18 protein-coding genes and 1 pseudogene are annotated in these 16,491 nt (G+C 70.2%); 11 read left to right on the plus strand and 8 right to left on the minus strand.

The window, feature by feature from the left end:
- Positions 1 to 2 precede the first annotated feature (2 nt).
- Entirely contained in the window at positions 3 to 761 is a 759-nt protein-coding gene (gene ppgK, locus ACFRAQ_RS10320) for a polyphosphate--glucose phosphotransferase (protein ID WP_379097015.1), read from the minus strand.
- 85 nt (positions 762 to 846) lie between these two features.
- Between ppgK and ACFRAQ_RS10325 the strand changes: the two genes are divergently transcribed.
- Positions 847 to 1,788, plus strand: a complete 942-nt coding sequence (locus ACFRAQ_RS10325) for an inositol monophosphatase family protein (RefSeq protein ID WP_379097017.1) — start codon at positions 847 to 849, stop codon at positions 1,786 to 1,788.
- A 153-nt stretch (positions 1,789 to 1,941) separates the two neighbouring features.
- Here ACFRAQ_RS10325 and cei read toward each other — a convergent pair whose 3' ends face one another.
- Positions 1,942 to 2,619 carry an envelope integrity protein Cei gene (cei, locus tag ACFRAQ_RS10330; RefSeq protein WP_379097019.1) on the minus strand — a complete coding sequence of 226 codons (678 nt, stop codon included), beginning with the start codon at positions 2,617 to 2,619 and terminating at the stop codon, positions 1,942 to 1,944.
- A gap of 457 nt (positions 2,620 to 3,076) precedes the next feature.
- Here cei and ACFRAQ_RS10335 point away from each other — a divergent pair, with 457 nt between their 5' ends.
- Positions 3,077 to 3,379 (plus strand): DUF4193 domain-containing protein, encoded by a 303-nt coding sequence (locus ACFRAQ_RS10335; protein WP_040859007.1) that lies wholly within the window; start codon positions 3,077 to 3,079, stop codon positions 3,377 to 3,379.
- 103 nt (positions 3,380 to 3,482) lie between these two features.
- Here the strand turns inward: ACFRAQ_RS10335 and ACFRAQ_RS10340 are convergent, their stop codons facing one another.
- Entirely contained in the window at positions 3,483 to 3,998 is a 516-nt protein-coding gene (locus ACFRAQ_RS10340; protein WP_379097021.1) for a DUF3093 domain-containing protein, read from the minus strand.
- Positions 3,999 to 4,050: 52 nt separating this feature from the next.
- On the opposite strand from ACFRAQ_RS10340, the gene dut reads away from it, so the two are divergent.
- Both dut and ACFRAQ_RS10350 read left to right on the plus strand, forming a co-directional pair.
- Positions 4,051 to 4,548, plus strand: coding sequence for a dUTP diphosphatase (dut, locus tag ACFRAQ_RS10345; RefSeq protein ID WP_379097023.1), 498 nt, complete (start codon positions 4,051 to 4,053; stop codon positions 4,546 to 4,548).
- A gap of 5 nt (positions 4,549 to 4,553) precedes the next feature.
- Positions 4,554 to 5,405: a DUF3710 domain-containing protein gene (locus tag ACFRAQ_RS10350; protein WP_379100197.1), complete on the plus strand. Its 852-nt coding sequence runs from the start codon at positions 4,554 to 4,556 to the stop codon at positions 5,403 to 5,405.
- A 232-nt stretch (positions 5,406 to 5,637) separates the two neighbouring features.
- Here the strand turns inward: ACFRAQ_RS10350 and ACFRAQ_RS10355 are convergent, their stop codons facing one another.
- Positions 5,638 to 6,354 carry an alpha/beta fold hydrolase gene (locus tag ACFRAQ_RS10355; protein WP_379097026.1) on the minus strand — a complete coding sequence of 239 codons (717 nt, stop codon included), beginning with the start codon at positions 6,352 to 6,354 and terminating at the stop codon, positions 5,638 to 5,640.
- A gap of 166 nt (positions 6,355 to 6,520) precedes the next feature.
- Between ACFRAQ_RS10355 and ACFRAQ_RS10360 the strand changes: the two genes are divergently transcribed.
- The 3 genes from ACFRAQ_RS10360 (at position 6,521) to ACFRAQ_RS10370 (ending at position 8,644) form a co-directional block, all read left to right on the plus strand.
- Positions 6,521 to 6,913 carry an OB-fold nucleic acid binding domain-containing protein gene (locus ACFRAQ_RS10360; protein WP_357283100.1) on the plus strand — a complete coding sequence of 131 codons (393 nt, stop codon included), beginning with the start codon at positions 6,521 to 6,523 and terminating at the stop codon, positions 6,911 to 6,913.
- 167 nt (positions 6,914 to 7,080) lie between these two features.
- On the plus strand, positions 7,081 to 7,764 hold the full coding sequence (locus ACFRAQ_RS10365; protein WP_379100199.1) for a DUF3159 domain-containing protein: 684 nt from the start codon (positions 7,081 to 7,083) through the stop codon (positions 7,762 to 7,764).
- Between the two features lie 298 nt (positions 7,765 to 8,062).
- Positions 8,063 to 8,644, plus strand: a complete 582-nt coding sequence (locus tag ACFRAQ_RS10370; RefSeq protein WP_357195933.1) for a sigma-70 family RNA polymerase sigma factor — start codon at positions 8,063 to 8,065, stop codon at positions 8,642 to 8,644.
- A gap of 79 nt (positions 8,645 to 8,723) precedes the next feature.
- Here ACFRAQ_RS10370 and ACFRAQ_RS10375 read toward each other — a convergent pair whose 3' ends face one another.
- Together ACFRAQ_RS10375 and ACFRAQ_RS10380 are read right to left on the minus strand one after the other, a co-directional pair.
- Positions 8,724 to 9,419 carry a potassium channel family protein gene (locus ACFRAQ_RS10375; RefSeq protein ID WP_379097030.1) on the minus strand — a complete coding sequence of 232 codons (696 nt, stop codon included), beginning with the start codon at positions 9,417 to 9,419 and terminating at the stop codon, positions 8,724 to 8,726.
- A 16-nt stretch (positions 9,420 to 9,435) separates the two neighbouring features.
- A complete protein-coding gene (locus ACFRAQ_RS10380) occupies positions 9,436 to 10,101 on the minus strand; it encodes a TrkA family potassium uptake protein (RefSeq protein ID WP_213556565.1) in 666 nt (221 codons plus the stop codon).
- 232 nt (positions 10,102 to 10,333) lie between these two features.
- Between ACFRAQ_RS10380 and ACFRAQ_RS10385 the strand changes: the two genes are divergently transcribed.
- The 4 genes and pseudogenes from ACFRAQ_RS10385 (at position 10,334) to ACFRAQ_RS10400 (ending at position 14,942) form a co-directional block, all read left to right on the plus strand.
- Positions 10,334 to 12,322 carry an APC family permease gene (locus ACFRAQ_RS10385; RefSeq protein WP_379097034.1) on the plus strand — a complete coding sequence of 663 codons (1,989 nt, stop codon included), beginning with the start codon at positions 10,334 to 10,336 and terminating at the stop codon, positions 12,320 to 12,322.
- Positions 12,319 to 12,693: pseudogene (locus ACFRAQ_RS10390) on the plus strand (TRAM domain-containing protein); the annotation flags it as partial. The gene ACFRAQ_RS10385 and the pseudogene ACFRAQ_RS10390, both read left to right, overlap by 4 nt.
- A gap of 174 nt (positions 12,694 to 12,867) precedes the next feature.
- Positions 12,868 to 14,004 carry a class I SAM-dependent RNA methyltransferase gene (locus ACFRAQ_RS10395; protein ID WP_379100201.1) on the plus strand — a complete coding sequence of 379 codons (1,137 nt, stop codon included), beginning with the start codon at positions 12,868 to 12,870 and terminating at the stop codon, positions 14,002 to 14,004.
- A gap of 128 nt (positions 14,005 to 14,132) precedes the next feature.
- On the plus strand, positions 14,133 to 14,942 hold the full coding sequence (locus ACFRAQ_RS10400; protein WP_379097037.1) for a hypothetical protein: 810 nt from the start codon (positions 14,133 to 14,135) through the stop codon (positions 14,940 to 14,942).
- A gap of 173 nt (positions 14,943 to 15,115) precedes the next feature.
- On the opposite strand, the gene ACFRAQ_RS10405 is transcribed toward ACFRAQ_RS10400, so the two are convergent.
- Together ACFRAQ_RS10405 and ACFRAQ_RS10410 are read right to left on the minus strand one after the other, a co-directional pair.
- Positions 15,116 to 15,799: an SIMPL domain-containing protein gene (locus ACFRAQ_RS10405; protein WP_379097040.1), complete on the minus strand. Its 684-nt coding sequence runs from the start codon at positions 15,797 to 15,799 to the stop codon at positions 15,116 to 15,118.
- An 88-nt stretch (positions 15,800 to 15,887) separates the two neighbouring features.
- Positions 15,888 to 16,487: a winged helix-turn-helix transcriptional regulator gene (locus ACFRAQ_RS10410; protein WP_379097043.1), complete on the minus strand. Its 600-nt coding sequence runs from the start codon at positions 16,485 to 16,487 to the stop codon at positions 15,888 to 15,890.
- Positions 16,488 to 16,491 lie beyond the last annotated feature (4 nt).

Here is a 16,491-nt window from a genome sequence, read left to right on the forward strand (position 1 = left end):
ACTTACGGTGCGATACCGGCTGACACCGCCATGGCGGCTCCGACGATGCCCGCGGTGTTGCGCAGAGCGGCCGGCACCACGGGGGTTCTGTTGGTGAGCAACGGAATCCACTCCTGGTGATCGCGGCTGATGCCGCCACCGGCGACGAACACGTTCGGCCAGAACAGGTTCTCCAAGGTGACCAGCACCTTGGACACCTCCACGGCCCACTCCGGGTAGCTCATGCCGACCCGATCCTTGACCGACGCGGCCGCCCGATGCTCGGCCTCGCGGCCGTCCACCTCGATGTGCCCGAGCTCGCTGTTGGGCATGAGCACACCGTTGTACATGACCGCCGAACCGATACCGGTGCCGAAGGTGAGCAGCATTACCAGACCGCTGAGATCCTTTGCCGCGCCGTAACGGTCCTCGGCCATGCCCGCGGCGTCCGCGTCGTTGAGCACCGTCACGTCGCGGCCGCCGAGCGCCACCGAGAACAGGTGCCGGGCGTCGATGCCGATCCAGGTCTTGTCGATATTGGCGGCCGTGCGCACCTGGCCGTGCAGCACCACGCTGGGCATGGTGATGCCGACCGGGCCCTCCCAGCCGGCCTGCGCGACCAGCTTGGCCACCGACTCGGCGACCGCGTTCGGGGTGGCCGGGTGCGGCGTCGCGATCTTGATGCGCTCGTAGACCAGCTCACCGGTCGCGAGATCGACCTCGGCGCCCTTCACACCGCTGCCACCGATATCGATGCCGAACGCGTGCCCGGGATCGGACATGGACCACACCTCGTTCTCTCCCTCGACCTGCACCTTGTGTCGTGCACGACAAGCCTAATGCGCGCGATGCCGGATCTGTGCTGCGATGGAGCTCGTGCCGGAATCGAATTTCACTTCCACCGCCCCCACCGACGCCACGAACACCGACACTTCAGACATAGCCGAACTGCGCCGGGTCGCGGTGCATCTCGCCGAGACCGCCGCCGCCCACGTCCGCGAGCGCCGCCCGCAGGTCTTCGGGCCGGGCGCGCACGCCACCGACGCCGTGCAGTCCAAGTCCACCCCCACCGACCCCGTCACCATCGTCGACACCGAGACCGAGCAGCTGGTCCGCAAGCTGGTCGCCGAGCTGCGCCCCGGCGACCGGGTGGTCGGCGAGGAGGACGGCGGCACCATCGCCGACGACCCGGACCTGGTGCACTGGGTGGTCGACCCCATCGACGGCACCGTCAACTTCGTCTACGGCATCCCGTCCTACTCGGTGTCGGTGGCCGCGGTCCGCGGCGGCCGACCGGTCGCGGGCGCGGTCGCCGACGTCGCGCACGCCGTCACCTACAGCGCCGGGCTGGGCCTGGGCGCGCACCGTGCCGACTCCAGCCCCGACGGCGCCGCCCCCGGCGGCGACCCGGTTACGTTGCGCGCCAACCCGGTCGACACGGCGTCCATGGCGCTGGTGGCCACCGGCTTCGCGTACGCCACCGAGCGCCGCACCCGCCAGGGTGAACTGATCGGCAAGGTGCTGCCGCACATTCGCGACCTCCGCCGCTTCGGTTCGGCCGCCCTGGACCTGTGCGCGGTGGCCGAGGGCCGGACCGACGCCTACTTCGAGCACGGCCTGAACCTGTGGGACTGGGCCGCGGGCGCGCTGATCGCCACCGAGGCGGGCGCACGGCTGATCCTGCCGCCGGAGCTCGACTCGCCGGGCGCGGCAGGCGATTTGGTGTCGGCGGCGGCGCCCGGCATCGCTGACGAACTGTTCGGCATGTTCGAACGGTTCGATGTCACCACCCCTATCCCGATTTCCTGACAGAGGGCTGGACAGCCGATCGCCGCGACCGAGGCGGTCGCGGCGATCGATTCGTCCCGGGGCATCGGGCCCCGGGGCATCTATTCGACTGTGACGGCGCGAGTTTCGCGGACGCCGCGAACGGTCAGAGCCGCGCCGTCGCGAAAGAGATTCTCAACACTTCGCGTGGCGCGCGGCGTCGAGCAGCTTCGGGTCCACCGCGGGCGCGGTGCCCGGCGTCGGGTTCTTCAGCGCCCGCAGCACCTCTTCGGCGTCGGTACTGGGCCGGATATCGCGGAACAGCGAGCCCAGCACCATGTCCACGGTCTCGTCCTGGCGCTGATCCTCGATCAGCTCGGCGCACGGCACGACCAGCTGGACCGCGGCCGCGGCGGGACGTCCCTTCACACCGAAGCGGATCTGCCCGGTGCACTCCAGGTCGCCGTTCACATAGACCGGGTCATTGCCGATCTGCACGTCCGGGGCACTGGCGAAACCGAGATCGCCCAGCTGGGAGGCCACATGCGCGGCCTGGCCGCGCTGTCCGTTGGCGTTGAACACCCGCACCTTGGAGGCCGCCAGCGCCGCGGGCTGCACATCGCGCAGCCGCGAGTTGCCGACCCGTTCGCCGAGCGGCGTGGGCTTGGCCGCGGCGGTGCTGGAGGCGGGGCTGGGGGAGTTGCAGGCCATCGCGCCCTGGTCACCCTCGCTCGTCGTCAGCGCCTTGAACCACACGACGACGCAGATCAGGGCGATGACGCCGACCATGGCGGCCCAGGGCTCCCAGCGTCGGCGAATGAACGTCCGCCCAGTCGGATCGGTCGTTTTACCTTGGGTGATCAGTGAAACCACGCCCACACTCTACGAAAACGTCGGGAATGTCGCGTGAACGGCTGCGGCAAGTCGGGCACCGGTGTGGCGCGCGGGGTGTCGCGAAGGTGGAGGGGAGGTCTCGAGGCGGTGCGGAAGATCTCGGACAGTTCCCTCAGCGGTGACGATTGCCCCTCAGTTTCAACTCGCGCGGGTTTTGATTGCGACTTTGGTCCCGGGGTCCGCTATTGTCTGGCGGCCCAGATCGTACAACCCAGGTGAATCTGGGGTTCGATTTCGGGAACAACAAGGGCATGTCCTGCGTTGACCGAGCGCGATCCGGTGCGGATGAGGAACTATCCGGCCCGGATCTGTGACCGGTGTACGCGTGACGTACACCACGGGCGGGGCGGTACCGCGGCCCGATCAGGCTCCGGCAGGAGGCGGTCGGACGGGTGCCGGTCCGGGATATACGGAGTGAGGACGAGGGGAAGACGACATGGCAACCGACTATGACGCACCGCGGCGCAATGAATCCGACGACGTTTCGGAGGACTCGCTGGAGGAGCTGAAGGCTCGCCGCAACGAAGCCGCGTCCGCCGTCGTGGATATCGACGAATCCGATACCGCGGAGTCGTTCGAGCTTCCCGGCGCGGACCTTTCCGAGGAAGTGCTCTCGGTCCGGGTCATCCCGAAGCAGGCGGACGAATTCACGTGTTCGAGCTGCTTCCTGGTGCACCACCGCAGCCGCTTGGCCAGCGAGGCCGGCGGTCAGCTGATCTGCATGGACTGCGCCGCCTAAGGCTCGGTCCCTCGGAGCGTGTCCGGCCAGCCCGCGCTCGGTTCGCCGAGCGCGGGCCGGGCCGGATCGCGCAGTACTTCTCAGGAAATGTGATCGAAGGGGATCAGGCCGATTCGGCCGCGTTCTCCAGGCCGAGCGCTGCGATCACACGTTCCGGATGACGCGTGCTGACCAGCCAGTACGGCGTCGGATCCTCGGGATCGTCGAGGACGAGCAACACCATGGGCCCGATCCAGGCCCGATGCTGGACGAAGGCGGCGGGGTCGAGTTGTCGACCCAACGCCGCACTCTTCGCGCTGGCCGGAACCGGCGCAGCCCGCTTGACGAAGGTCGCGGGCAGATGCGCGCGGCCGGTGCGCAGTTCCGGGACGCCGTCCGCGTCCGGGGCCACTTCCAGGCGATGACGCGAGAACCACAGCAGCACCCACGCCGCGACGGGGAACAGCAGCACATAAGGCAGCCAGGCCCGCACACCCGGTGCGCCCATGTGGATTTCGGCTGCCAGCAGTCCGGTCACGACGAGCGCGGCCGGCCACCACCACAGCGGCACCCAGAGGCGCTCGGTGTAGAGGGGCTTGGTCTGCGGCTGAGGTTTCACCTGAGGGGGCTGGTCGGACACGACCTCAGACTAGGTCAATGGCTGAGCGGTCGAACGCGTAGGCTCGGCGCACGTGACCGGTATTCCACCTATTCCCCTGCTGCGGCTCGATCCCGGCATCCCCGTACCGACGCGTGCTCACGAGGGCGACGCCGGCGTGGACCTGTGCACCACCGAGGACGTCATCATCGAACCGGGGGAGCGGGTGCTGGTCGGTACCGGCATCGCGGTGGCCCTCCCGATCGGCACGGTGGGGCTGATCCATCCGCGCTCCGGGCTGGCGGCCAAGGCGGGCCTGTCGGTTGTCAACACCCCCGGCACGGTCGACGCGGGATACCGCGGTGAGATCAAGGTGTGCCTGATCAACCACGATCCGCGCACCGCGATCGAGCTCCGGCGGGGTGACCGCATCGCACAATTACTGGTGCAGAAGGTCGAGTTGGTGGACTTCGTCGAGGTGGAGACGCTCGACGACACCGCGCGCGGCGCGGGAGGATACGGATCCAGCGGTGGGCATGCCAGCCTCGCGCAGTCCGGTGGGGCGGGTCAGGCGACCGGCAAGGAGGCATGACGATGGTGTTCGGACGCAAGAAGAGCAAGGGCGGCGACAGAGACGACGCGCCGCAGTACGACGACGAGTACGCCGAGTACGACGAGTACGACGAGTACGAGGACGACGAAACCGCCGACGCGGCAGACGAATACGACGACGAGCCGGCGCCCGCGCGCGGCCCCGAGATCGGCCCGTACGACTACGAGGACGTCGCCGACCGGCTCGAGGCCATCGCCGAACAGCGCCTGGACCTGGGCTCGGTCATCGTGCCGGTGCCGCCGGGCGGGCAGCTGCAGGTCGAGATGACCCCCGACGGCACCCCGCAGGCGGTGCACTTGGCCACCCAGCACGGCCGCATCACCGTGGCGGCCTACGCCGCGCCCAAGTCGGCGGGCCAATGGCGTTCGGTGGCAGCCGATCTCGCGGAGACGCTGCGCAAGGACGGCGCGCAGGTGTCGGTGGTGCAGGGTCCGTGGGGTCGCGAGCTGCACGCCATCACCCAGGGCGCGGATCTGCGGTTCATCGGCGTGGACGGTCACCGTTGGATGGTTCGCCTCGTCGCGGCAGGCCCGACCGGCGCGGCGGACGAGAACACGCCGCTGGTCGCGGCCGCTCGCGCGGTCATGGGTGAGACCGTGGTCCGCCGTGGCGACGAGCCGCTACCGGTCCGCGAACCCCTCCCCGTGGTCCTACCCCAGGAGCTGGCCGACCAATTGGCCGCCGCCCACCAGCAGCAGCTGGCGGCCCAGCAGCAGGCCATGCAGGCCCAGATGGACGCCATGCAGGGCGGTCCGGCCTTCCAGCCCGAGCAGGCCCCGACCGAACCGCGGCGCGGCGCGGAGGGCTCGGCCATGCAGCAGCTGGGTCTGAACTGACCGAGCGGTAGAGGTCCGCGCCGAGCTGTCCGGGTCGCGATCACCGACCCGGATTCGGCTCTGACACACGACGAAACGGGGCATCGCCACACGGGCGGCGCCCCGTTTCGCTGTCAGCGGAATCGGTGTCCGCGCGGCGGACGGCCGGGCCTCGGACCCGGCGAACGCGGTCGGCTGGGCCGGAGTTGTGCTGCGCTGGGCCGGAGTTGTGCTGCGGTGGGCCGGAATTCGGTCAGGGGGTGGTGACGCGGCGAGGGAAGAGGGCATTGATGCCACGGGTACCCAGAATCGAGGGGTCCGAACCCAACTCGTCGAGGGTGATCCGGTGCAGCGTGGCGTGGGGGAGGTGCGCGGCCCACTGCTCGGCCACCGCCAGCGGGTGCACCGGGTCGTCGACCGCGGCGATGATCTCGACGGGTGCGCTGACCCGGCTGAGCAGCCCGGGTTCGGGCCAGGCGTAGGCGGCGGCCTCCTCCAGCGCGGACGGCAGTTCGGGCCACTGGGAGGTCCAGGAGCGGGTCAAGGCGTCGGCCAGCCAGGCGGGGCTGGATGCGCGCATCCGGTCGATGACGGCGTCGAGGCCGTCGGCGCGCAGCTGGGCGGCGGTGGCGGCGGCGGACAGGGCCGCGGGGCAGCCGGTGGTGTCGGCGCCGGTCCAGGCGGGCAGGGCGGCGACCACGCCGAAGACCGAGTCGGGGTGCTGGGCGGCCCAGTCCACGGCGACGGCGGCGCCGAGCGAGATCCCGGTGACCAGGACGGGTCCGGAGCGGGCGGCGGCGTCGAGGGCGGCCCGGTAGCTCTCGATCACGGCGCGCGGGTCCGGGTCGACCGCCAGGAACGGCAGATCCAATGCGGCGCAGGCGGATCCGAAGGCGCGGCGGGCGAAATGGGCGTCGGAGCCGGTTCCGGGCAGGGCGACGGCGACCGCCGGACGGGGAAGATCGGGCACCGGCCGACTGTAGCGGGGACGGGCGCGCGTGGCGGGTGCAGCCCGTCCCATCTACAGTGGCGGAGGTACGGCCACGAGCGGCCGGGTGGCAAACCGCCCGGTCGACGTGGAAGGAACGAACGACGTGAGACCCACGCCGTCCGAGCTCTACAGGAGAGCGTGCGAGATGCCATCCGCGGGTGGGAAGGACACCCCGTCAGGCTATTTCCGGCGGCTCGGCCGCAGACTGACGGAGGACCTGGATCGTTTGGATGCCGAGGAGCTCGCCGAGACGTCGGAGGCGTCGGGCGCGTCCCGGGCATCGGAATGCCGGCGTGGTGAGGAAGTCACCATGGTCGGCCGGCTCCGCAGTGTCGAGGCCTGTCCCAAGGCCCGCGGGGCGGAGGTCGCCGCCGAATTCTTCGACGGCACCGACAGTGTGGCCCTGGTGTTCATCGGCAGGCGTCGTATCCCGGGAATCGAACCGGGCCGTCGTATTCTGGTCCGCGGCCGCGTCGGTGAACGCGATGGCGGCAAGGTCATCTACAACCCCTACTACGAACTGCGCGGGAATTCCTGACACTCATGCCGAACCCCACCAGCAGCGGCGACGAGGGCCGCGGCCCCGCCGAGCCCTTTGGCGCGCCCGCCTTCGATCCGCCCACGGTCCAGCTCAACGCGGTACCGGAGGCCGGTGAGACCCCGTGGCGGCTGGACAAGGCGCTGCTGGACGACGACATGCAGGCGATGGTCGACGCCGAACGCGCCGCCGACCAGGACCACGAGGGCGCCGAGGACGGCCCCGAGCCCACCCTGCTCGAGCAGATGGGCGGCCTGTCGGGCCTGATCTACTCCTCGCTGCCGGTACTGGTGTTCGTGCCGGTGAATTCGCTGCGCGGCCTGACCGCCGCGATCTGGGCGTCGCTGGCCGTGGCCGGGGCGATCCTGGTGTGGCGCTTGGTGCGTCGCGGTCCGATCCAGCCCGCCATCTCCGGTTTCCTGGGGGTGGGCGTGTGCGCGTTCATCGCCTACCGGATGGGTGAGGCGAAGGGCTTCTTCCTGTTCGGCATCTACGCGAGCCTGGTGTACGGCGGGGCGTTCCTGCTGTCGCTGGTGGTGCGCTGGCCGCTGGCGGGCGTGATCTGGGGCGCCCTGAACGGGCACGGCACCGGGTGGCGTTCGGACAAGCGCGCCATGCGGCTCTACGACATCGCGACCGCGGTGTGGGCGCTGGTGTTCGTGGCCCGGTACCTGGTGCAGAACCATCTGTACGCGGCCAACAGCACCGGTCTGCTCGCGGTGGCGCGCATCGCCATGGGGTGGCCGTTGACCGCGGTGGCGGCGTTGGTGACCTTCTGGGCGGTTCGCAAGGCCGGTCATCTGCCCTCTGCCAGGGCGAATGCGGCCGGGGCCGCGGACTCCGCCGTCTAGCTCAATCGTCCATTTCGGGCACTTATCGCGCTAAATCCGCGTCGCGCAACACCTTCGGGGCCGTCGGGGGACGGAAGGGGGTGACCAACCCACCCCTGGGGTACCTATTTCGGCGGGCTCCCGGCGAGCACGATCTTTCTCAGAAGCTCTCACAGGCTACGGAGAAAGGAACGCGGTGTTGAGTACCGACGGCAAGGCAGTGGCAGCGCAGGAACGGGGCGAGGGGCTCGGGACCGCGGTGCAGATTGCAGCCTCGCGCCGGCACCCGGCGGGGCGGGGAAGCAGCAAGACCGGCAGTGTGGCGACGTCGGAGTCCCGGCGCGCCGCAGCGGAATTGGAGAAGCTGATCGGCCCGGCCGCCGCCGGTGACCGCGCCGCCGTCTCCGAGATCCTCAAGATCGTGTACCCGCTGGTGCGCCGCTACTGCGCGGCTCGCATGGGCGGCGCGGGCCACCTGCACGTGACTGCGGACGATGTGGCGCAGGAGATCTGCCTGGCGACGGTGCAGGCCATCCCGCGCTATCGCGACCAGGGCAAGTCCTTCCTGGCCTTCGTCTACGGCATCTCGGCGAACAAGGTGGCCGACGCGTTCCGGCGGGCGCAGCTGCACCCGGCCTACCCGGTGGCGGAGTTCCCCGACGCTCCGAACACCGAGGCGGGCCCGGAGGAGCGGGCGCTGGCGATGGAGACCCGTCGCGCCACCCGCGACCTCATGCAGGTGCTGTCCTCGACCCACCGTGAGGTGCTGGTCATGCGGATCGTGCTGGGCTGGACCGCGGCCGAGACCGCCGAGGCCATCGGCACCAGCCCGGGCGTGGTCCGGGTCATGCAGCACCGCGCGCTGAACCGGCTGCGCGCCGAACTGCGGGAGGCGTCCTGAGGGTTCGGGGGGTGAAGACGGCGAATGGGCCGGGCGCAGGGGGTGCGCCCGGCCCATCGCCGTATGCGGGGGTCGCGGGTCAGGCGGTGGCTTCGGCCGAGCCGAGCCCGTTGACCCCATTGACGCCGAGCGTCTTGCGCAGCTCGTCCTCGGCCTCGATGGACGTGACGAACAGCAGTTCGTCCTCGCCTTCCAGCGGATCGTCGGCCTGCGGGACGATGACGCGCCCGCCCCGCAGGATGGTGACCAGGGCGGCGTCGCGGGGCAGGGTGAGGGTGCGAACGGCCTTGCCCGCCAGAGGGGTATCGGTGGGCAGGGTGATCTCGACCAGGTTGGCCTGACCCTGGCGCAGCGTCATCAGTCGCACCAGGTCGCCGACCGAGACCGCCTCCTCGACGAGCGAGGCCAGCAGCCGCGGCGTGGACACCGCGACGTCGACGCCCCAGGAGGAGTCGAACAGCCATTCGTTGCGCGGGTCGTTGACCCGGGCCACCACCCGCTGCACCCCGAATTCGGTCTTGGCGAGCAGGCTGAACACAAGGTTCACCTTGTCGTCGCCGGTGGCGGCGATGACCACGTCGTAGGTCTCGAGTCCGGCTTCCTCGAGCGTCTCGAGCTCGCAGGCGTCGGCGTGGGTCCAGACGGCGGCGGGCGCGCTGGTGGGGTCGATGTGGTCGAGGCGGCGCTCGAGCAGCATGACCTGGTGACCGCCGCGTAGCAGTTCCTGGGCGATGGAGCGTCCGACGGCTCCGGCCCCGGCGATGGCTACCTTCATCGGGATTCCTTCACGATCAGTGCTCGGGGGCAGGGGGATTGGCGGCCAGGGCGACGGCTTCGCCCACGGTGCCGGAGGTGGCGGCGATGTAGACCAGGTCGTCGGCCTGCAGCATGGACTTGCCGGTGGGCAGGACGCCCTGCCCGAAGCGGATGACGAAGGCCACTCGGGCGCCGATGGCCTCCTCGAGATCGTGTACCGAACGCCCGTACCAGTTCTCGTGCACGTCGAGTTCGGTGACCGCGACGGTCCCCGTGGGGTCCCGCCAGGTGGTGGTGGATTGGTCGGCGACCAGGGTGCGCAGGAACCGGTCGGTGGTCCAGGGCACGGTGGCGATGGTGGGAATGCCGAGGCGCTCGTAGACGGCGGCGCGTTTGGCGTCGTAGATGCGGGCGACCACGCGCTCCACGCCGAAGGTCTCGCGGGCGACGCGCGCGGAGATGATGTTGGAGTTGTCGCCGGAGGAGACGGCGGCGAAGGCGCCGGCGCGTTCGATTCCGGCCCGGGTCAGCACATCTCGATCGAAGCCGACACCGGTGATGCACAGGCCCGGGAAGTCGCGGCCCAGGCGCAGGAAGGCGCTCGAGTTCTGATCGATCACCGCGACCTCGTGGCCGATGCGGACGAGGGCGCGGGCGAGCGAGGATCCGACCCGCCCACATCCCATGATCACGACGTACACCGTACGAACCCCATTCCCGAAAACCGTGGTGTGCGGTCTGGTTGCTTGATCGAAATATCGGCCGGGTGGCAACCGTACCGCTCGAGTTTCACTGCGGGCACTTTCCCCCTCCGGAACATGTTCAAACCGGAACCGGAAAAACCTCACAGCGCCCGAGGTCACCCTACGGCCGCGGACCGGCCACGTCGCGCCGCGAACACGGTCCCCCGCGGACTGACCTATGCTGCCAGGAGTGTCGAAGTTGACGACGGCCGCCAAGCGCATGCTGGTGGGCCGCCCATTCCGCAGCGATTCTCTCGGTCATACGCTGCTGCCCAAGCGGATCGCGCTCCCGGTCTTCGCCTCGGACGCGCTGTCTTCGGTGGCATACGCGCCCGAGGAGATCTTCCTGGTGCTGTCGGTGGCCGGTCTGTCCGCCTACGTCTACGCACCCTGGATCGGTCTGGCGGTCGCGCTGGTGATGGCGGTCGTGGTGGCCAGCTATCGGCAGAACGTGCACGCCTATCCCTCCGGCGGCGGCGACTACGAGGTCGCCACCAAGAATCTGGGACCCACCGCGGGGTTGACGGTCGGCAGCGCGCTGCTGGTCGACTACGTGCTCACGGTGGCGGTGTCGATCTCCTCGGCGGCGTCCAATATCGGGTCGGCGGTGCCGTTCGTCTCGACGCACAAGGTGCTGTTCGCGGTGTCGGCGATTGTGATCCTCACCGCGATCAATCTGCGTGGTGTGCGCGAGTCCGGCACGGCGTTCGCGATTCCCACCTATGCCTTCATGATCGGCATGTTCATCATGCTGATCTGGGGTTTCGTCCGGATCTTCCTGGGGCAGACCGTGCACGCCGAGTCGTACGGGTTCGGGCTCAAAGCCGAGGACGAGCATCTGTTCGGCCTGGCGTTCGTATTCCTCATCGCCCGCGCCTTCTCCTCCGGCTGTGCGGCGCTGACCGGTGTCGAGGCCATCTCCAACGGTGTGCCGGCCTTCCGCAAACCCAAGTCGCGCAATGCCGCGACCACCCTGCTGCTGCTGGGCTGCATCGCGGTCACGCTGTTCATGGGCATGATCGTGCTCACCCAGAAGGTCGGCATCGTCTACGCCCACAACACCTCGGACCTGATCGGCGCGCCCGCGGGCTACGAGCAGAAGACCCTGGTGGCGCAGCTGGCGGGGGCGGTGTTCTCCGGCTTCCCGGCCGGGTTCTACTTCATCACCATCGTCACCGCGCTGATCCTGGTGCTGGCGGCCAACACCGCCTTCAACGGTTTCCCGGTGCTGGGTTCGATTCTGGCGCAGGACCGTTTCCTGCCGCGTCAGCTGCACACCCGTGGTGACCGGCTGGCGTTCAGCAACGGCATCCTGTTCCTGGCGGGTGCGGCTATCGCGTTCGTGGTGCTGTTCGGCGCGGAGGTGACGCGCCTGATCCAGCTCTACATCGTCGGCGTGTTCGTGTCGTTCGTGCTGAGCCAGACCGGCATGCTGCGGCACTGGACCCGGTTGCTGCGCACCGAGACCGATCCCGCTCAGCGGATGCGGATGAAGCGGTCACGGGTGATCAACGCCGTCGGCCTGACCATGACCGCGACCGTCCTGATCATCGTGCTGGTCACCAAGTTCCTGGCGGGCGCCTGGATCGCCATCATCACCATGGCGGCGATCTTCGGCCTGATGAAACTCATTCGCCGCCACTACGACTCCGTGTCGCGGGAGCTGGACGAGGCCGACTGGGACGCGGTGCTGCCCAGCCGCACCCACTCCATCGTGCTGGTGTCCAAGCTGCACATGCCGACCCGGCGCGCCCTGGCCTACGCCCGCGCCACCCGGCCCGACACCATCGAGGCCATCACGGTCAATGTCGACGAACCCGACACCCGGGCGCTGGTGCGCGCGTGGGAGTCCAGCGATATCGCGGTGCCGCTCAAGGTGATCGAATCGCCGTACCGTGAGATCACCAAGCCCGTGGTGGATTACGTGAAGCGCGTGCGCAAGACCTCACCGCGCGACGTGGTCACCGTGTTCATCCCCGAATACGTGGTCGGCCACTGGTGGGAGCAGCTGCTGCACAACCAGAGCGCGCTGCGTCTGAAGGGGCGTCTGCTGTTCGAGCCCGGCGTCATGGTGACCAGCGTCCCCTGGCAGCTGTCCTCGTCGGCGGGGCGGGCTCACCCGAGCCGTGTGGTCAACGCGCCCGGTTCGGTGCGTCGTGGTTTCGGGGACGAATCGTGAGCGGACCCGACTGGTACGGCGAGGTCTTCGAGGTTCGTCTCGGCCCGCCCGGCCACGGCGGATTCTGCGTGGCCCGCCACGAGGGCCGCGTGCTGTTCGTCCGCCACGGCCTGCCGGGCGAGCTGGTCCGCGCCCTGGTCACCGAGGATCGTGGCGGCTCGTTCTGCCGTGCCGACGCCATCGACATCCTCGACCCGTCGCCGGACCGCGTCCCCGCCACCTGCCCGGTCTCGGGCCCCGGCGGCGCGGGCTGCTGTGACTTCACCTTCGCTACCCCCGAGGCGCAGCGCGCCCTCAAGCATCAGGTCGTCGCCGACCAGCTGCGCCGCCTCGCCGACTGGGAGCCGGACTTCACCGTCGAACCCATCCCGGTGCCCTTCGGGCTGCCGACCGGTGCGGCGGCGCAACCGGACTCCCGCACCGGACTGATCGCCCTGCCGGGCAGTTCCGGACGGACCCGTGGCGTGACCACGAGTCTCGGCGCGACCCTGCTGGCGGGCTCGAGCCCCGAATCGCAGCCGACCGCGGGTGCCTCCGAGCCTGCCGTGCCCGAAAAGGCTCAGTCAGGACCGGTATCCGAATCGCGCGCCGGGGGCCGCCCGGACACGGGTGTCGCGCCGGGCCGGATCGGGGGAGTGGCCACGCATGTCGCGAGCGCCCTCATCGGCAGTTCCGCGACGCACGACGCCGGGCCCGGACACGGCGTGCGGCTGGTCGGGCCGCCGTCGGCGGACGCGTATGCCGGTGGCTGGCGCAGCCGGGTGCGGCTGGTGGTGGACGCTGACGGGCGGGCCGGGGTGCACCGGTATCGGAGCACCGAGGTGATCACGGATCTGGGGTGCCCACAGCCGATGGCGGGGGCCATGGAGGGGATCGCCGAACGCGAGTGGACGCCCGGGGCCGATCTTGTGGTGGCCGTCGACGGGGACGGGATGCGGCATCTGGTCGAGATCGCGCCCGCCGGGGACGAACGCAGTGGGCAGCGGGAGCGGCGTGAGCGGGGCGGTCGCGCCGGGGGTTCCGCGGGCGGCTCCGGTCGTGGCGGGGATCGGCGCAGTACCGCCGCGCGGCGGGCGGCGGCGCACAGCGCCCGGACCGAGCGGGTGGTGGATGGCACCGGGCGGGCGGTGCAGTATGTCGCCGAGCGCCGGTGGGAGCTGTCGGCGACCGGGTTCTGGCAGCCGCATTACGGTGCGGCGCAGTGCTATTCGGATGTGGTGGCCGAGTGGGCCGATGCCGCGCCGGGCGCGCTGGTGTGGGATTTGTACTGCGGTGTGGGCGTGTTCGCGGCGCGACTGGCCGGGCAGGTCGGCGACACCGGTGTCGTGCACGGTGTGGAGTTCGCCCGCACCGCGGTCAGCGAAGGCCGGGCGGCGCTGCGGGATATGCCGTGGGTGGATCTGACCGCGGAGCGGGTCGAGCGCTGGATTCACGAACAGTCCGGCGCCGCACCGGATGTCGTGGTCCTGGACCCGCCGCGCGCGGGCGCGGGCAAGGACGTGATCAACGCCCTGAGCGGGCATTCTCCGCGCCGCGTCATCCATATCGGTTGCGACCCGGCCTCTTTCGCCCGCGACGTGGGCCTCTACCGCTCCGCCGGGTACCGCCCCGTGGCCCTGCGGGTCTTCGACGCGTTCCCCGGCACTCATCACGTCGAGTGCATCGCCGCCTTCGAACGCTGACCTCCGGGATCAGGGAGCTGTCATCGCGGGATTCCCTCCGATTCCCCGCGTCGACCGCTCCCTGATCTTGTTGTGGCGCAGGTGGGTTGGCGGGCGGCGGCGTCGGGGGCTGCGCCAAGATGTTGCCCATGAGTACGTTGTCGGATCCGACGCTGGCGTCGGTCCTGGAACTGATCTACGGGGATCAGTCGAAGTTCCACTCGCTCGAGGCGCTGCTGCTGGGGGTGGATCTCAAGCGGCCGGAGTACGGGGTCCCGATGTGGGTGAACGCCGACAGCTACTGGGGGCGGCTGGTGAGTCCGGTGTACGGGGCGCGGGTCGCGGCGCAGGGCGGGAACGCGGAGGCGGATCGGGCGCTGCTGGATCTGGTCGAGGTGACGGTGTCGCGCTTTCTGCGGGGGGAGTCTTTGCAGCGCAAGAGTCTTCCGGCGTGGATGCCGGAGCTGCGCCGGGCGCTGCTGGCCGACGGGTATCGCATGAAGATCGACCGGGTGACGGGGGAGGGCCCCGACGGAACCGTGCGCTGCCGCCTCAAACCCACCGGCGAGCTGCCGGTGCGGCTCGCCGACCGGGTCACCCTGCTGGAGACCGAGTTGGAGGTGCGCGGCCAGCAGACCGCCCTCGACCATCTGCGCGCCGCCGTCAAACACTATGGGCGCGGCCGATTTCCGGCGTGTGAGAAGCGCCTGCGTTCGGCCCTGCTCCAGGTGACCGCCTACGCCACGGGCACCGGCGACCTCGACGGCACCCGCAATGTCCGCCACCTCGTCGACACCGGACGGCTCACCATCGCCGAGGGCACCCGCCTGCTGCGCGACCTGCGCGGCCTGACCGACGAGGACCCGTTCCCGCACCGAACCAGGGCCGACGCCACCAGATTCCGCGTCCAGCTGACCGTCGTCCATTTCACCGCCCTGCTGGCCCAAGTCCAGCACTGACTCGGCAACGGGGTCGATCCTGAGCTGTGGGCCGGCCACGCACGCGGATTGGGCCGAAGTGAACGGCCAGGGCCCGCAGCTGCGAGTTGGAGCCGAAGGCGAGGTGGACCCGGAATGCGGTCCACACGGTCTTGCCGGGGGCAGGGTGGCGGTGGGGTAGCCGGGACTCCCGGCTAGGCGAGCTGCCAGGTGACCCGAATGCTGGTGGACAGCTCGCTCTCGCCGAGCTCCACCGGCATGGCCGGGGCCCCTCCGGCTTTCGCGGCGGCGGCGAAGGCGATGCGCGGGGCCGGGGTCGGGCCCGAGATGTTCTCGGTGATCTCGACGACCGGCCCGAGTGCGCGGCCCGCCCGCGATACGTACTGTTCGGCCTTGCTGACCGCGTGATCCCAGGCCTCGTCGCGAGCGCGGACCATCAGCGATTCCTCATCGGCCACGGTCAGCGTCAGCCCGCCCAACCGCACATCGTCACCTCCGGCGGCGACGGCGTGGGCGATGATCGCGGCGGGCCCACCATCCTTGCCGGACTCGGCTTCCCCGTCGGGCCCGGCGATGTCACGCAGTGTCACGGTCAGCGACGTCCCCGCCGTATAGCCGACCAGCTTCTCCCGATTGCCATCGGTCCATACGGTTTCCGCCCGCACGGTGAGCCCGCTGGTGGAGATGTCGCGTCCCTGTACTCCGTCCCCGCGTAGCGACTGGATCACCGCGTCGGCCCGTTCCCCGGCGCGCGCGTAGGCCGCGGCCACGGTGTCGGCGCGGGTGTCCACGGAGATGGCTACCCGCATGATGTCCGGTGTCGCACTGGCGCTCCCGGATCCGATCATCGTGATGGTGCCGACGTTATCGCTGGTCACGCGGTCCTCCTCGGTCGATGCGGGCGCAACCCAGCCGATGCTACCGACGCCGGGTGACCCGTCGCCCGTGCCGCGCGGACGGTCCGCCTCAGGCGGCCGGATGTCCGGTGCCCGTGGCCTCGGCGAGGGTGTCGGCGAGTGAGCGTGCGCCCGTGGCGATCTCGCTCGCCGCGGCGAGGTCGAGCCGCAGGTCCAGGTCGGGGGTGTCGGCCGGTCCGTCGTGGTGGGTGAGGCCGGTCTCGGTGATCACGTAGTGGAAGGCGGTGTCGCCGATACGGACCGTGACCGTGCCCGCGGGGACGAGTTCGGCGACGGCCCGCCCGAGGGGGAGCGCGAACCAGTGGGCGCGGACGGCGTCGGTGGCGCGCTGCTCGCCGAGCTGGGCGGTGCCCCAGGCCGAGAGGGTGTCGAGGACCGGCCGCAGCGCCGCGCCGGAGTCGGTGAGTTCGTAGAGCGCGGTACCCGCCCTGGGCCCGATGCGGCGTTTGGTGAGAATCCCGTCACGCTCGAGGTCCTTGAGCCGGGCGGCCAGCACGTCGGTGCTGATGCCGGGCAGGTCGGCGAACAGGTCGCTGTAGCGGCGCGGGCCCGAACAGAGTTCGCGGACCACCAGCAGATTCCACCGGTCGCCGACGATGTCGAGGGCGCGGCTCACGGTGCAGTAGTGGTCGTAGCTTCGGCGTGGCACGATC

It is taken from the genome of Nocardia sp. NPDC056611 (genome assembly GCF_042792755.1).
Taxonomy (GTDB): Bacteria; Actinomycetota; Actinomycetes; order Mycobacteriales; family Mycobacteriaceae; genus Nocardia.

Bases quoted from the DNA above. Each gene is read 5' to 3' on its own strand.
- ACFRAQ_RS10335 (WP_040859007.1), top strand. From the start codon at position 3,077: ATGGCAACCGACTATGACGCACCGCGGCGCAATGAATCCGACGACGTT.
- ACFRAQ_RS10325 (WP_379097017.1), top strand. From the start codon at position 847: ATGGAGCTCGTGCCGGAATCGAATTTCACTTCCACCGCCCCCACCGAC.
- ACFRAQ_RS10375 (WP_379097030.1), bottom strand. From the start codon at position 9,419: ATGAAGGTAGCCATCGCCGGGGCCGGAGCCGTCGGACGCTCCATCGCC.
- ACFRAQ_RS10400 (WP_379097037.1), top strand. From the start codon at position 14,133: ATGAGTACGTTGTCGGATCCGACGCTGGCGTCGGTCCTGGAACTGATC.
- ppgK (WP_379097015.1), bottom strand. From the start codon at position 761: ATGTCCGATCCCGGGCACGCGTTCGGCATCGATATCGGTGGCAGCGGT.
- ACFRAQ_RS10365 (WP_379100199.1), top strand. From the start codon at position 7,081: ATGGTCGACGCCGAACGCGCCGCCGACCAGGACCACGAGGGCGCCGAG.
- ACFRAQ_RS10360 (WP_357283100.1), top strand. From the start codon at position 6,521: ATGCCATCCGCGGGTGGGAAGGACACCCCGTCAGGCTATTTCCGGCGG.